The 12,841-nt window shown below is 61.2% G+C and carries 13 protein-coding genes; 8 read left to right on the top strand and 5 right to left on the bottom strand.

Translation table 11 applies throughout. The annotated features are described in order from the left end of the window. Nucleotides 1-4: 4 nt before the first annotated feature. From ACE4RL_RS05330 to ACE4RL_RS05320, 3 genes are all read right to left on the bottom strand, one after another. A complete protein-coding gene (locus tag ACE4RL_RS05330; RefSeq protein ID WP_375599482.1) occupies nucleotides 5-1,090 on the bottom strand; it encodes a 5-(carboxyamino)imidazole ribonucleotide synthase in 1,086 nt (361 codons plus the stop codon). A 4-nt stretch (nucleotides 1,091-1,094) separates the two neighbouring features. Continuing rightward, nucleotides 1,095-1,586 carry a 5-(carboxyamino)imidazole ribonucleotide mutase gene (gene purE / locus ACE4RL_RS05325; RefSeq protein WP_375599481.1) on the bottom strand — a complete coding sequence of 164 codons (492 nt, stop codon included), beginning with the start codon at nucleotides 1,584-1,586 and terminating at the stop codon, nucleotides 1,095-1,097. A 174-nt stretch (nucleotides 1,587-1,760) separates the two neighbouring features. After that, a complete protein-coding gene (locus ACE4RL_RS05320) occupies nucleotides 1,761-1,967 on the bottom strand; it encodes a YdcH family protein (RefSeq protein WP_375600236.1) in 207 nt (68 codons plus the stop codon). Between the two features lie 161 nt (nucleotides 1,968-2,128). Between ACE4RL_RS05320 and ACE4RL_RS05315 the strand changes: the two genes are divergently transcribed. The 6 genes from ACE4RL_RS05315 to dxs all read left to right on the top strand — a co-directional run bounded on the left by ACE4RL_RS05315 (nucleotide 2,129) and on the right by dxs (nucleotide 10,679). Further along, the gene (locus tag ACE4RL_RS05315) at nucleotides 2,129-2,305 is read left to right on the top strand and encodes a YdcH family protein (RefSeq protein WP_375599480.1); all 177 of its coding nucleotides are present in this window, start codon (nucleotides 2,129-2,131) and stop codon (nucleotides 2,303-2,305) included. 184 nt (nucleotides 2,306-2,489) lie between these two features. Further along, on the top strand, nucleotides 2,490-3,974 hold the full coding sequence (locus tag ACE4RL_RS05310) for a sigma 54-interacting transcriptional regulator (protein ID WP_375599479.1): 1,485 nt from the start codon (nucleotides 2,490-2,492) through the stop codon (nucleotides 3,972-3,974). A gap of 109 nt (nucleotides 3,975-4,083) precedes the next feature. After that, nucleotides 4,084-4,755: an outer membrane protein gene (locus tag ACE4RL_RS05305; RefSeq protein WP_375599478.1), complete on the top strand. Its 672-nt coding sequence runs from the start codon at nucleotides 4,084-4,086 to the stop codon at nucleotides 4,753-4,755. A 312-nt stretch (nucleotides 4,756-5,067) separates the two neighbouring features. Further along, nucleotides 5,068-6,765, top strand: coding sequence for a murein L,D-transpeptidase (locus ACE4RL_RS05300; protein WP_375599477.1), 1,698 nt, complete (start codon nucleotides 5,068-5,070; stop codon nucleotides 6,763-6,765). Between the two features lie 204 nt (nucleotides 6,766-6,969). Then, on the top strand, nucleotides 6,970-8,604 hold the full coding sequence (locus tag ACE4RL_RS05295) for a DUF882 domain-containing protein (protein ID WP_375599476.1): 1,635 nt from the start codon (nucleotides 6,970-6,972) through the stop codon (nucleotides 8,602-8,604). A 146-nt stretch (nucleotides 8,605-8,750) separates the two neighbouring features. Next, nucleotides 8,751-10,679 (top strand): 1-deoxy-D-xylulose-5-phosphate synthase, encoded by a 1,929-nt coding sequence (gene dxs / locus ACE4RL_RS05290; protein WP_375599475.1) that lies wholly within the window; start codon nucleotides 8,751-8,753, stop codon nucleotides 10,677-10,679. A gap of 51 nt (nucleotides 10,680-10,730) precedes the next feature. Here the strand turns inward: dxs and ACE4RL_RS05285 are convergent, their stop codons facing one another. Next, nucleotides 10,731-11,192, bottom strand: coding sequence for an Lrp/AsnC family transcriptional regulator (locus ACE4RL_RS05285; protein ID WP_375599474.1), 462 nt, complete (start codon nucleotides 11,190-11,192; stop codon nucleotides 10,731-10,733). 147 nt (nucleotides 11,193-11,339) lie between these two features. Here ACE4RL_RS05285 and ACE4RL_RS05280 point away from each other — a divergent pair, with 147 nt between their 5' ends. Further along, nucleotides 11,340-12,050, top strand: a complete 711-nt coding sequence (locus ACE4RL_RS05280; protein ID WP_375599473.1) for an aspartate/glutamate racemase family protein — start codon at nucleotides 11,340-11,342, stop codon at nucleotides 12,048-12,050. 84 nt (nucleotides 12,051-12,134) lie between these two features. Beyond that, nucleotides 12,135-12,362 carry a flagellar basal body rod C-terminal domain-containing protein gene (locus ACE4RL_RS05275; RefSeq protein WP_375599472.1) on the top strand — a complete coding sequence of 76 codons (228 nt, stop codon included), beginning with the start codon at nucleotides 12,135-12,137 and terminating at the stop codon, nucleotides 12,360-12,362. A 21-nt stretch (nucleotides 12,363-12,383) separates the two neighbouring features. Here the strand turns inward: ACE4RL_RS05275 and ACE4RL_RS05270 are convergent, their stop codons facing one another. Next, the gene (locus tag ACE4RL_RS05270; RefSeq protein WP_061907597.1) at nucleotides 12,384-12,647 is read right to left on the bottom strand and encodes a DUF2312 domain-containing protein; all 264 of its coding nucleotides are present in this window, start codon (nucleotides 12,645-12,647) and stop codon (nucleotides 12,384-12,386) included. Nucleotides 12,648-12,841: the final 194 nt, after the last annotated feature.

Raw genomic sequence — 12,841 nt, 5'->3', positions numbered from 1 at the left:
GGCTTCAGCCGCGCACGATTGTGTTGATGTGCCCCATCTTGCGCCCGGGCCGCGCTTCAGCCTTGCCGTAAAGATGCGGCTGCGTATCGCCATCGATCCCGTTCGGCACCTGATCGACCTCGTCCCCGATCAGGTTCTGCATGACCACATCTGCCATGCGTTGCGGATCACCCAGCGGCCATCCGGCAATGGCGCGAATATGCTGTTCGAACTGGTCGGTCAGGCATACAGCCTCGGTCCAGTGTCCTGAATTATGCACGCGCGGGGCGATCTCATTGACCAGCAGAGCTGGACGCTCCCCGCCAACGACAAAAAACTCGACGCCCAGAACGCCCACGTAATCAAGCGCCACGACGATGACCTTGGCCAGCATGGCCGCATGTTTTGCAACGCCCGGCGCGATGTCGCCCGGCACGGTCGAAGTGAACAGAATATGATCCCGATGCACATTCTCCGCAGCATCGAAAGCCCGCACAGTACCATCCAGCCCGCGCGCCACCACCACCGAAATTTCCTTCTCGAAGGGCACAAATCCCTCGAGCACCAGCGGGTGCGGCTTCAGTTCATTGAAGGCCGCCTCGGCATCCTCGGGCGCACGCAGCACCCTTTGCCCCTTGCCGTCATAGCCCAGCCGCGTCGTCTTGAGCACCGCCGGCAGCCCCAGTTCGCCGACAGCAGACTTTAGATCGTCAAGGCTGTGCACTGCCCGATAGGGCGCCACGGAAATGTTCTTGGAGGCCAGAAAGCCCTTTTCCGCCAGCCGGTCCTGCGAAATAGCCAGTGCATTGGCGCCGGGTCGCAGCGGCTTGAGACCCGCCAGCACCTCGGCTGTGGGCGCCGGCACGTTCTCGAATTCATAGGTCACGACGTCGACCTGGGCCGCGAAGGCCTTGAGCGCTTCGACATCGTCATAATCGGCCACGGTCTTGAACGGCGTCACATCAAAGGCCGGGCTCTGCGGATCAGGGCAATAGATGTGGCTCTTTAGGCCAAGCCTGGCGGCCGCCAGCGCCAGCATGCGTCCAAGCTGTCCCCCACCCAGAATACCGATGGTGGAGCCGGGGGCGAGAACGGTCGATTTGTCGGTCAAGGCACTACTCTAGATCGGACGGAAACTGGGGTACGGCTTGGGTCTGGCGGGCACGATGCGCGTCGAGGCGGTCGGCCAGTTCGTCATCGCTGAGCGCCAGCACGGAAGCTGCCAACAGCGCCGCATTGATGGCGCCGGGCTCGCCGATAGCCAACGTACCCACCGGCACCCCCCCAGGCATTTGTACGATGGAATAGAGACTGTCCATGCCCGACAGCGCCTTGGACCGCACCGGGACACCAAACACCGGCAAAGTCGTCATGGCCGCAATCATGCCCGGCAGGTGCGCAGCGCCGCCAGCGCCGGCTATGATGACCTTGATACCCTCTTCACGCGCATTGGTCGCAAAATCCACCATCCGCTCAGGCGTTCGGTGGGCCGAAACGATACGTGCCTCGTATTCGACTTCTAGAGTTTCGAGGGTTTCGGCGGCCAGCCGCATGGTGGGCCAGTCGGATTGGCTGCCCATGACAATGGCGACCGGTGGCTTGAGCATGGCGATTCCCCCGTGCCGCTCCGCAAAGCGCGCACCCAAGCATCGGACCGAAAAGCGTTATGCGGTTTTCGGGCGACTCCGATGCGAATCCAAAACTAGAGCGCACGATCCGATTTCGCCGGATCGTCAGGCGCTCTAGCCCAATTCCTGCCACAACTCAAGGCGCCGGAGCACTCAGGCAATGATGTCGGGCAGCAGAATATTCTCGAGTTGGACAATCCGGTCCTTGAGCGAAAGCTTGCGCTTCTTGAGGCGCTGAATGAGCATTCGATCAGCCAATTGCGACTGGCTCAAGGTGTGGATCGCCGCGTCGAGATCTGCGTGTTCCTGGCGTTTTGTGGCCAGTTCGATCCCCAATTGGGTTTCCTGTTCCTTGGTCAGCGAGAGCATTGTTTACCGGAATTTCAGGCGCCAAATCTTAGCCTTGGTTAACCGATCACAACAAGTTTTGCACCTGATTTCCGGGGGCGCCAGAAACGGCGTCGACAAAGGATGAAATATTTGTGACGATGGCTTTGTCCAACACGCTGAAAGGAGTTGTTATGACGACTGAAGGCCACATCGCTGCGCTTGAACGCCGCCATCAGGAACTGGATCGGATGATCCAGACTGAATCCCAGAACCGGCTTGCCGACGACCTGACGGTTTCGGCCCTAAAGCGCAAAAAACTCGAAGTGAAGGACGAACTTTTCAAGCTCCAGAGCGCTACGCGGCAATAAGGCAGCACCATTCATACATCATCAATTGCTCTGGAGGGTCACGGCATCACGCCGCGGCCCTTTTTCTTTCCTGGCTCGCAGTCAATTTGCTAGGATTAACATCCTCTTAAGATGCGGGCGGCATCGTCATTCCCAAAACGGCACAACACGATTCGTGCCGCACAAGGTTGCTTTTGGGGTGAATATGACGCGTGTTCTGGTGGTGGATGATGATCCGGTACAATTGCGCTTGACCTCGGAAGTGGCCAACCGCGCCGGGTTCAAGCCGATCACCGCAACCGGCGGCGAACAGGCCCTTTCAATCCTGCGCGAAGACCCCCAGCTTGGCGCCATGATCCTTGATCTCGTCATGCCCGATCTCGACGGCATGGGCGTAATGGAAGCCATGCGCAAGGAAGGGATCACCACCCCCGTCATCATCCAGACGGCGAACGCCTCGCTGGAAACAGTCATTTCCGCCATGCGCCAGGGCGCGGCAGACTATTTCGTCAAGCCCGTTGCCCCCGAGCGCCTCGTCATCTCGCTGCGCAATGCCATGAAGCTGGATGCGCTCGAAGCCGCCATTCGCGCCGAGCACGCCCGCAAGTCGGGCACCTTCAGCAAAAAAGACATGATTGCCGCGGCGCCGGCCATGGCACGGGTAATAACGCTGAGCGCCAAGGCCGCGAAAAGCAATATACCGGTGCTCATCGAAGGGGAGTCCGGCACCGGCAAGGAGTTGGTAGCCCGCATCATCCAGGGCACGGGTGACCGCGCCGGCAGGCCCTTCGTCACGGTCAACTGCGGCGCCATCCCCCCCAATCTGGTGGAATCGGTACTCTTCGGACACAAGAAGGGTGCTTTTACCGGCGCCCATGCCGATCAGCCGGGCAAATTTGCCGAAGCCCATGGCGGCACGCTTTTTCTCGATGAAGTCGGCGAACTGCCGCTTGAAACGCAGGTGAAATTGCTCCGCGCCCTGCAGGAGGGCGAGATCGAACCAGTCGGGGCCAGCCGGCCCGAAAAGGTCAATGTGCGGTTGATTTCGGCCACCAATCGACGCCTGCTCAACCTGGCCAAATCCGGCGAGTTCCGCGAGGATCTGTTTTACCGGCTCAATGTCTTCCCGATCTACGTTCCGCCGCTACGCGAGCGACTGGAGGATCTGCCGGCACTGATCAACCATTTCATCGCCCGTTTCTCGGCGGAGGCTGGCAAGCGGGTGCTGGGCGTGTCCCCGGCGGTGACCGAACTGCTGGGCAAGTATGACTGGCCGGGCAATGTGCGCCAGCTCGAAAATGCCGTTTATCGGGCCATCGTGCTCAGCGACAGTGCCTTTCTCGAAACGCAGGACTTTCCGCAGGTGCTGGCACAGGCCGCCGGGCGCGAAGAGGCGTTGCGCTCTGTCGAGAAAGTGGTCGAACTCACCGAGCCGGTGCATATCGACGCTGTGGTCGCCCGCTCACCCATCGCGCCCGAACCGCCAGCAGCACGCGACCGCTTCCTGTCCGACAGCGGTGAACTCCAGCAGCTCTCGGACATTGAACGGCAGGCCATTGCCTTTGCCATCGAGCACCACGGCGGGCGCATGTCGCGCGTCGCTCGGGCGCTGGGTATCGGCCGCTCCACGCTCTACCGCAAACTCCACGAATACGGCTTGGCAGAAGGCCTGATCAACGACGCCGCCTGAGGCGCTGACAATTTGACTGGAAAGCAGTCGCGTTAACCCTGTTGCTTACCGGGCTCTTAAGAAATTGGCGCGAAATGTCGCCAGTATCTTAACCCCGCGCGAGGCCAACATGCGACATCCAGTCATTGCCGTTCTTGCCCTTCTCTCGGCCGGGGCGTCAGCTCAGGCTGCAGATCTCAACTGGAACAGCAACGCCACCTCGCCAATCTATGGCAACGCCAGTGCGGCCCAGTGGACTGGCTTTTATGCCGGTGTCAGCGGCGGCTATGGCTGGGGCACAACCACCAACGCTCCGCCTCTGGCCGGTGGCCAGGCCAATAACAACAGTGCTGGCTGGCACCTTGGCGCTCAGGCTGGCTACAATATCGATATGGGCGGCTTTGTGATCGGCGGTGAAGCCGATCTGCAATGGGCCAGTATCGGTTACAACGAACCTATCGTCGGCGGCACCTTTGAGGCCAAGACGGATTTCTTCGGCACTGTACGCGGCCGCGCCGGCGTCCCGGTGGGTCAGGTCATGCCCTATGCCACTGGCGGTCTCGCTTTCGGCCGCGGCGTGGCGCAGGAAAGCACTGGCGTCGTCACCTCCCAGACCGCCAACCACTTTGGCTGGTCCGCAGGTCTAGGCCTTGAAGCACAGGCCACCAGCAATATTTCGCTCAAGGCGGAGTATCTCTATGTTGACTTGGGTGAACAGGCTTATGCGGGCCTTCCCACCGGCAACCGCGACATCACTCAGCGTTTTTCGATCATACGTGCTGGCATCAACTACAAATTTTGAGGTCGGTGCCGGCGACGCTGGCACGCACTCAATGAAGGGCTCGTAAGCTGGACCATCATCCAGGTCGGAGAAGTGCTCTAAGATGGAGCCTCATGCCTTCGATCCCGCCTGACCACGTCCGTCGTGCCATGCGGCAGGCTCTTCGGTCTCTTGTGGCCGGCATGCACCGTTGCAACCCGGCCACAGCCGCGTTTCACGAAACTGCGAGCAATTGCTCCTGTTAAGAAATGCGCGCTATTGACGTCTTGATACGCGCGGCCTTTCCAGATTCGCGATGGGACCGGGCGCGGTCGTTCGTTGTCGGGAGCAAACATGAACAAGGTTCTGGTCAGTCTTCTTGCCCTGGTTGCCGCCACAGCCGCGATTCCGCCGGCCCTGGCTCAGCAGGTCGCGAGCCTTGAGACGCACCGCGTCGTCATTGCCCCGCCGCAAAGCGCCCTGGCCCGCACCATAAAGAACGGCCTCTCTGCCGCATATTACGGCGCCCGCCCCGATACGCGTGCGCATGAAGAAGCCCAGAGGCTCTACTTCCTTTATGGCGAGCGCCATTTCGAGCCGATCTGGCTGACCCAGGGGGCCGATGGCGCCGTCACGTTCTCGCCCGCCGCCGCCAAGATCATAGCCCTGTTCCAGGACGCAGCCGCACAAGGCCTGGACCCCGCCGACTATCTGACCCCATCCATCGACGCCGCACGGCTCTCTGGCGGCGGTGTCGAACTGGCAACGCTCGAAACGGCGTTCTCGGCCGTCACCATGCGCTATGCCGATCACCTGCATAATGGACGCATCGATCCGCAATCTGTGAGCGTTTTGCTTGATGTCAAGCGCAAGCCCATCGACGAAGCTGCTCTGCTCGAGCGCTTGGCCAAGAGCAAAGATCCGGCCGCCATCCTGATGGAATTGGAACCACAACACCGTGAATTCCAGGCCCTCAAATCAGCTCTCGCCAACTTCGCAAAAACCGACGCGGCTCGACCCCTTCCCATCGGGGACGGTCCGGTGCTGCGCCCGGGCAATTCCGATTCACGCCTTCCCGCCATCCGCGCCCGTCTAAAGCTGGCCGCCTCCACCTCCCAGCTCTATGACGAGCTGACGGTGGATGCGATCAAGGCCTTTCAGGAGGGTCAGGGCCTGGAGGTCGATGGCATTATCGGGCCGGCCACGGTCGCCGCGCTCAATGGCGGTGCCGCGACCCGGCGCGAGGACATCATTGCCAATATGGAACGCTGGCGCTGGATGCCTTCGGACCTCGGTGACTTTACCGTTTTCGTGAACATCCCCGAGTTCCGCCTCTCCATCCTGCGGAACGGCCAGGAAGAATATACGACCCGTGTAGTGGTCGGCACGACCAAGAACCAGACGCCGGTTTTTTCGGACAATATCCGGCATGTGGTAGTGAACCCATATTGGAACGTCCCTTCCTCGATCATCCGCGGCGAAATCGCCCCGGCAGTGCTGCGCAATCCGGGCTATACCGACAGCAACAATATGGATCTGCTCTATAACGGCTCCCCGGTCAGTCCCTGGCAGGTGGATTGGAGCCAGGTGTCGGCCTCCAATTTTCCCTTCCGTGTGCGTCAGCGCCCCGGCGCGGGCAATGCTCTGGGACAGATCAAGTTCCTCTTCCCCAACAAGCACGACGTCTATCTGCACGATACCCCGTCCAAATCGCTGTTCTCGCGCTCCTATCGCGCCTTTAGCCATGGCTGTGTACGGGTGCAGAACCCAATGGAATTCGCTGACGCGCTGATGGCCAATGAGCCCAACATCTCGCGCGCTTCGCTTGAATCCATGTTCGGCCCTTCCGAGCGCTGGGTGAACCCGCAAAAGCAGATCCCTGTGCACATTGCCTATTTCACGCTGCGCGTGGACGAAGATGGCACCATTCGCTCTTTTGGTGATGTCTACGGCCACAACGAAAAGCTGATTGCCGCTATGGGTCTTGATGCCGCCGAACCGCCGTCCATCATCGCCGCCGCGGAGACGGTGCCGGACGAGCTCTCGCCCTAAGGCTGCGACCGCGGGAGGCGTTCTGCCTTCCATCCGTTAATGTCCTGGTTACAATTTCGCCTTGGTTGTGCCTGCTTTTGCCCGTAATAACGGATGCGTGAGGGGATCTTGGGTCAGTTCACAACTGGTTAGCGTTAATCAATTCGTGCGAATTGGCAGCTAACGTCACTCTACTACTGACAAGAGAGCCGGGCAGAGTTTGGCGTGACGGTTTTGGGGTTGATCAATTGGAAGCGAGCTGCGCGGGTGTTTGCCGCCGCAGCCTTGAGCATTTCGGCCCTGCTGCCGGCCGCGCCGGTGCAGGCGGCGACCGAGCGCGCGCTCTATCTCTACTACACCCATACCAAGGAAACCGCGCGCATCGTCTTTAAGCGCAATGGGCAATATGTCCAATCGGGACTCAACGAACTCAACCAGTTCCTGCGCGACTGGCGCCGCAACGAGCCCACCAAGATGGACCCGCGCCTGTTCGATTTGGTCTGGGAAGTCTATCAGGAAGTCGGAGGCACTCAGCCGATCAACATCGTTTCGGCCTATCGCTCGCCGGCGACCAACGCCGCCCTGGCTGCCAAATCCTCCGGCGTGGCCGACAATTCCCAGCATACCCGTGGCACCGCCATGGACTTCTTCATTCCCGGCGTGCCGCTGGCAAAGCTGCGTGCTGCGGCAATGAAGAAGCAGGTGGGTGGCGTGGGCTATTACCCCACCTCGGGCAGCCCGTTTGTGCATCTCGATACCGGTTCGGTGCGCGCCTGGCCGCGCATGACCCGCGCCCAGCTCAAGGAACTGTTTCCCGACGGCAAGACCATGCACCTGCCTACCGATGGCAAGGTTCTGTCCCAGCAAGGCTACAATGTCGCCTTGGCCGAATGGAAACGTTGCCGCGCTTACCCATGCAATGGCTCTTCTTCGAGCACCCAGGTCGCCAGTTCGGGCGGCAGCGGGCGCACGCTGATGGATGTGTTGTTTGGCGGCAGTGACAAGCCCGCGGCTGCGACAGCACCGCAGGTCCAAACAGCTTCGCTGACGCCCCAGCAATTCGCGCAGGTTGCTCCTGTCATGCCGGTCATGCGCCCTGCCGACCTGGGCGGCAGCGATACGCAGGTGGCCTCGCTGACCGACACCACACTGCCCTTTTCCACCACCGGCAGTGCTCCCCTGACCGATGGTGAATTGCCCACGGCCACGCAGGTAGCCGTTGCCATGCCGGTGACCATGCCTTCCGATCTGCGCGAGAATGCGGCGGTGACGGCATTGGCTGCACTCACCGAGCCTACCATGCCGACACCGCGCCTCATCATGTCGGATCCACCCTCCGATATCCTGACCGCTTACGCTGCTGCTACCCCGGCGGCCGAGCCGGGTGCGCAGCGCGCCCTTGAGATGATCATCGAAGGCTCAACCACCGGGGCGGTCGCGCCGGCTCAGGCCAACCGCCTGCCGGCCCTGCCCCCCTTGCGTCCGGCTGTTCAGACCGCTTCGCTCGGGGGTAATCTCGGTGAGCTGTTCGGCGGCACTTTTGCGACATCCGATGCCGACGCGCCTTCCCCCCTGGCGGAGGCCCTGGCGCAACACGTTGCCAACAGGCTTGATCCCAATGCCATGCGCCGCCCCGATCTGGTCGCGCCTGATCTCGAACATGTGGCGGACATCTTCACCGATCCTGCTGCCGTGTCCTCGGACCGCTACGCCGTGATCTTCGATCGCGACGAGGCCGATTTCGATCCGGTTCCGGAGATGGGCCGTCATGTCCTGGTCAAGGGCATTGGCGACAGCGAACCAGTGCCAGTCCATACCCGCTTCACGCGGGCCGCCCCGCTGGTCCTGGCCAGCAACTGACAACGCAAGCCAGCGCTTTTTGCCCCGCAAAAGCCTGAATGCTTTCCGACAACCGGAGAACACTTCACCGCAATGTCATCGCTGGCATTGCCAAGGCCTGACCCTGCGCCTAAACAGGGTTAAACCATAATTTGACGGGGATACGCTTGGCCCACAAGCCCGAAACGCCGCTGCTTGATACCGTCCGGACACCTGCCGATCTGCGCAACATGCCGCGCCAGGACCTGCGCCAGCTTGCCGACGAGTTGCGGGCGGAAATGATTGACGCCGTCTCTGTTACAGGCGGTCATCTGGGCGCGGGGTTGGGCGTGGTCGAGCTGACGGTGGCCCTGCACGCGGTTTTCGACACCCCACATGACCGCATTGTCTGGGACGTCGGGCATCAGGCCTATCCCCATAAGATCCTGACCGGCCGCCGCGACCGCATGCGCACCCTGCGTCAGAAGGACGGGCTGTCTGGTTTCACCCGCCGCGCCGAGAGCGAATATGACCCGTTCGGCGCCGGGCACTCATCGACCTCGATTTCGGCCGGGCTCGGCATGGCGGAAGCCAGCAAGCATCTCGAAACGCCGCGCAACGTCATCGCCGTCATCGGCGACGGCGCCATGTCGGCCGGCATGGCCTATGAGGCGATGAATAATGCCGGCGCCATGGACGCCCGGCTGATCGTCATTCTCAATGATAATGACATGTCCATCGCCCCGCCCACGGGGGCCCTGCGGACCTATCTCGCCCGGCTGGTGTCCGGTCCGGTCTATCGCGGCACGCGCGAGGCAGCCAAGGCGGTGGTCTCCAAGCTTCCGCCCTTCCTGCATGAGCCGGCCCGTCGCACCGAAGAATTTGCTCGCTCCTTCTTTACCGGCGGCACCATGTTCGAGGAGCTGGGCTTCTACTACGTCGGACCGATCGACGGGCACAATCTCGATGACCTCTTGGCCATTCTCGACAACGTCAAGGAATTTGGCAAAGGGCCGATCCTGATCCATGCCGTGACCAAAAAGGGCAAGGGATACGCCCCGGCCGAAAACTCGGCTGACAAATATCATGGCGTTTCCAAGTTCAACGTCATCACCGGTGCCCAGGCCAAGGCCCCTTCCAACGCACCGTCTTACACCTCGGTTTTTGCGTCAACGCTGATCCAGGAAGCCCAGGCCGATCCGCGCGTCGTGGCCGTCACCGCCGCCATGCCCTCGGGCACGGGCCTGGACAAATTCGCCGAGATATTCCCCAGCCGCATCTATGATGTCGGCATTGCCGAGCAGCACGCCGTCACATTCGCCGCCGGAATGGCTTCCGAAGGCATGAAGCCTTTTGCCGCCATCTATTCGACCTTCCTGCAACGTGCCTATGATCAGGTGATCCACGACGTGGCAATCCAGTCCCTGCCGGTGCGCTTCGCCATAGACCGGGCCGGCTATGTGGGTGCCGACGGCCCCACCCATGCCGGCAATTACGACAATGCCTATCTCGGAGCCATCCCGGGCATCGTGCAGATGGCTGCCGCAGACGAAGCCGAACTGCGCCACATGGTGGCAACCGCCGCTGCCTACGACAAGGGGCCAATCGCCTTCCGTTACCCGCGCGGGGAGGGCTTGGGCGTGGACATGCCTGAACGCGGCTCTATCCTGCCCATCGGCAAAGGTCGCATCCTGCGCCAGGGTGGCACCATTGCCCTGCTCTCCTATGGGACGCGCATGGGCGAAGTGCTGGCCGCGGCCGACAAGCTGGCCGCGCTAGGCCTCAACCCCACCATTGCCGATGCCCGCTTCCTCAAGCCTCTCGACGAGGAGCTGATCGCCTCACTCGCACAATCGCACGACGTGCTGATCTCGACCGAAGAAGGCGGCCTCGGTGGCTTTGGCAGCCATGTTGCCACATTCCTCGCATCCAACGGATTGCTCGACGGCAAGCTGCGGTTCCGGCCGCTGATGATCCCCGACACATTCGTGGAACATGCGACCCAGGCCGACATGTATGCCGCGGCCGGCCTTGACCGCACTGGCATTGTGGCGGCTGCCCTGACGGCGCTGGGTTATGACCAGGCAGCCATGCGGGCGGCCCTTTCGAAGGTCTGAACGGCCTGCCCCCGAGCTTGCCCGGCCGTCCGGCCCCGCTGCTAGTAGATCTCACGCATAGTTCGTGGGCAGTCCCTGGACTGCCTTGACCGTTTCCATCGATATGTAGGCTGACATGTCGAACAGCTCGATACGGCTCACCAATTGCTTGTAGACCACGTCATAGTGCTCGACATCGGGCAGGACGATCTTGAGGATGTAGTCGAAATTGCCGGTCAACCTGTGTACCTCGACAATTTCAGGAATGGCTCCCACCGCTGCATGGAATTGTTCCAGCCAGTCGGCAGCGTGACTACCGGTCCGCACGATGACAAAGACAGTGGTCGGCAGGCCGATCTTATGCCGATCAAGCTCCACTAGCGTCCGGGCAATATAGCCGTCTTCCTTGAGGCGAGCGATGCGCCGTGAACAGGCCGAAGCCGATAGCGCCACAGTCTCGGCGATCTGCGCGACGGGCACTTCAGCGTCCGCCTGCAAAAGGCTCAATATCTTCCGATCGCGATCATCTAGCATCGTCAAACCCCGCACCATTGCACTTCTATAGCGCCTTATTGGAGAAACTTGCAATTGCACGGCGCCCCGTCGCTATCGAGTGAGCATCTATGCAACCATAACGCTTCCGAAACGCGTCACACTGGAACCAACCTGGAGGACGCGGGCATGAAGACCATTGGACTGATCGGCGGCATGAGTTGGGAATCCACTGCCGTCTATTATCGGCATATCAATGAGGAGGTCCGGCGCCGGCGCGGCGGCCTTGCCTCGGCCGAGATCGCCCTGCGCTCGCTCGATTTCACCGAAGTGGTTGCCCTGCAAAAGGCCGGGCGCTGGGATCTGGCAGCCGCCATGCTCGGCAAGGCAGGTGCCGGTCTTGTCAAGGCGGGTGCAGATTGCGTTCTCATCTGTACCAATACCATGCACCTGGTCGCAGATCCGGTTGCAGCAATGGCCGGCGTACCGCTGATTGACATTATCAGCGAGACGGCAGCTACGCTCAAAACCGATGGCCGCAAGCGTCCGCTGCTGCTGGCCACGCGCTACACCATGGAACACGGCTTTTACACCGACCGCATGAAGGCTCTTGGCCTCGATGTGATGGTCCCCGACGTCACCGGACGGCAGGTCGTCCACGACGTCATCTTCAACGAACTCTGTCAGGGCCAAGTCCGCCAGGCCTCGCGCGAGGCCTATCTCGACATCATCAATCAGGCCCGCGCGTCCGGCGCCGACAGCGTTATCCTGGGCTGTACCGAAATCGGCATGCTGCTCGATCCCGATACGCTCCCCCTGCCCGGCTATGACTCCACGATCCTGCATGCCGATGCCGCCGTGCGCTTCGCGCTGGACGATGCTGGGGCGCAGGCGGCCTGAACTTGATCCGTGTTGTTCCGATCAGCCTAACGGATTCTTGAGAAATTTGGCGCCTTGCTGGCACGGCAACCAGCCAGGCCCGCCATGACCATTTCCAGCCTCTCGACCGCCGCCGCCGGCATGCACCGGGCCAGTTCCCAGCTTGAGCAGAGCGCCAGCCGCATTGCCCGCATCGGTGTCGAAGGCAATGACGTGGATGTGTCGGCCGAAATGCTCAACGTCATTCAGGCCAAACACGATTTCAAGGCTTCGGCCAAGGTGGCAGGCGTGGCCAGCGACATGACCAGGGCGCTGCTCGATATCCTGGTCTAAGCCGACGAGGCGCCGGCCCGTTCAGCGCTCCGGCGGCGCTTCGACCATGCCCAGAGCCGACATGTAGAGCTCGAGCAGCGCTTCCTGCTCCATACGCTCATTGGCATCCTGTTTGCGGATGGTCACGATCTTGCGCAAAATCTTGGTATCGAAGCCATTGCCCTTGGCTTCGGCATAGATTTCCTTGATGTCGGCAGCAATGGCTGCCTTCTCTTCTTCCATGCGCTCGATACGTTCGATGAACGCACGCAACTGATCCTGTGCGACGCTGTCTTCAACGGCCATGGCCAACCTCTTCTGGAGCGTTTCCCCAAAAAGCGGTCGCCACTTTTCGGTTCGGAAGCGCGGTAAAGCAAAAAATACTCCGGTCCCCCACCGCATCTTCACACGGATAAGCGGATATGGGGATAAACCGGAATTGTCCGCGCTCCATCAACCTCATGCTTGCCCCCCGTTCAACCCCCTTTACCCACCAATCC

Origin of the sequence: Devosia polycyclovorans, assembly GCF_042181575.1 — a bacterium.
Classification (GTDB): Bacteria; Pseudomonadota; Alphaproteobacteria; order Rhizobiales; family Devosiaceae; genus Devosia; species Devosia polycyclovorans.
The sequence above is the reverse complement of the archived record's forward strand: the minus strand, read 5'-3'. Positions and strand labels throughout refer to the sequence as shown.

Excerpts from the sequence above, each read along its gene's own strand:
- ACE4RL_RS05285 (WP_375599474.1), bottom strand. The coding sequence starts at position 11,192 with ATGCTAGATGATCGCGATCGGAAGATATTGAGCCTTTTGCAGGCGGAC.
- ACE4RL_RS05300 (WP_375599477.1), top strand. The coding sequence starts at position 5,068 with ATGAACAAGGTTCTGGTCAGTCTTCTTGCCCTGGTTGCCGCCACAGCC.
- purE (WP_375599481.1), bottom strand. The coding sequence starts at position 1,586 with ATGCTCAAGCCACCGGTCGCCATTGTCATGGGCAGCCAATCCGACTGG.
- ACE4RL_RS05280 (WP_375599473.1), top strand. The coding sequence starts at position 11,340 with ATGAAGACCATTGGACTGATCGGCGGCATGAGTTGGGAATCCACTGCC.
- ACE4RL_RS05315 (WP_375599480.1), top strand. The coding sequence starts at position 2,129 with ATGACGACTGAAGGCCACATCGCTGCGCTTGAACGCCGCCATCAGGAA.
- ACE4RL_RS05270 (WP_061907597.1), bottom strand. The coding sequence starts at position 12,647 with ATGGCCGTTGAAGACAGCGTCGCACAGGATCAGTTGCGTGCGTTCATC.
- ACE4RL_RS05305 (WP_375599478.1), top strand. The coding sequence starts at position 4,084 with ATGCGACATCCAGTCATTGCCGTTCTTGCCCTTCTCTCGGCCGGGGCG.
- ACE4RL_RS05275 (WP_375599472.1), top strand. The coding sequence starts at position 12,135 with ATGACCATTTCCAGCCTCTCGACCGCCGCCGCCGGCATGCACCGGGCC.
- ACE4RL_RS05310 (WP_375599479.1), top strand. The coding sequence starts at position 2,490 with ATGACGCGTGTTCTGGTGGTGGATGATGATCCGGTACAATTGCGCTTG.